At 30.6% G+C, this 1,069-nt stretch carries 2 protein-coding genes and 1 pseudogene; all 3 read left to right on the plus strand.

The features are described 5' to 3' along the window. Positions 1 to 20: 20 nt before the first annotated feature. Positions 21 to 233 (plus strand): annotated as a pseudogene (locus tag CD172_RS13040) (competence type IV pilus major pilin ComGC); the annotation flags it as partial. Continuing rightward, positions 223 to 654, plus strand: a complete 432-nt coding sequence (comGD, locus tag CD172_RS12160) for a competence type IV pilus minor pilin ComGD (RefSeq protein WP_225906114.1) — start codon at positions 223 to 225, stop codon at positions 652 to 654. The pseudogene CD172_RS13040 and the gene comGD, both read left to right, overlap by 11 nt. Positions 655 to 845: 191 nt before the next feature. Continuing rightward, the coding region (locus CD172_RS13155) for a type II secretion system protein (RefSeq protein WP_142384445.1) at positions 846 to 1,069 on the plus strand (224 nt) is incomplete at its 3' end.

A 1,069-nucleotide genomic window follows, 5' to 3' on the forward strand; every position in this document is an offset into this window, starting at 1 on the left:
GGAGATGTGTATAAGAGACAGTAGCTAAACAATCTGAACACATTCAAAAAACAGGGTGTGCTGCACAACTTAAACTTGTTGACAGTCAAATAGAAGCATATACATTAAAATACAATCGTAAACCAGCAACTATAGAAGAACTTGTTCAAGAAGGTTATATTAAGGAGAATCAAAAGAATTGTAAAAGTGGTGAAAGCATCACAATCCGTGGTGGCGAGGCTATTGCATCGTAAACACGCCTTTACATTAATTGAAACTATGCTCGTTCTATCTATAATATCTACAGTGATTTTTTTGACAGTAGTTCAACATTCGAATAATAATCAACCATCAGATTTAGATGCACAAATCGCTTTATTAACAAGTAGAATCGATTTTTATCAATCTTTAGCTATAAAGAAAGAGCAACCTGTATTATTACTATTCAGACCGTATCATAATGATATTAAAGTAAAAATTGGTGATAATGCACCCACATATGTTTCACTTAAACCACTTATTTTAAGCCATCGTTCAAATCTAGACTATTTAAATTTTAGTTCAAATGGAAAGATCTCAAAATTTGGCACTCTTTTTTTCTCATACAAACAAACAAATTTTTCGCTTATATTTCACATCGAACAGGGGAGATACCGTGTCTCTTTCGAAAAATAAAAAGGGTTATATCTTTTTAGAGTCACTTTTTAGTATGATGATTGTTATATTAATTTGTTCCTCTTTTATCCCTCTTATTCATCAACTTCAATCAACATACATTCAATCTATGCACCAACTGGCACTCAAACGCTCGTTATATAATATTTTAAAAAATAATCCCACAGAGGAGTTGATACGAATAAATCATTATGAATATAAACAAACTGCGAAACAGTACTGCATTACTGACACCCAAACGAATAAAAATCTTTGTATCGCAAAGTAAAGGATTTACATTAATCGAAACCTTAGTTGGTTTTTCAATATTTTCAATCATAATAACATTAGTGCCTATTTGTATTGTAGTTCTATTTCAATTTAAATCATTACTTATACATGACCGAACATATACTTTAGAAATGATGATTAGAGA

It is taken from the genome of Staphylococcus agnetis, assembly GCF_002901865.1.
Classification (GTDB): Bacteria; Bacillota; Bacilli; order Staphylococcales; family Staphylococcaceae; genus Staphylococcus; species Staphylococcus agnetis.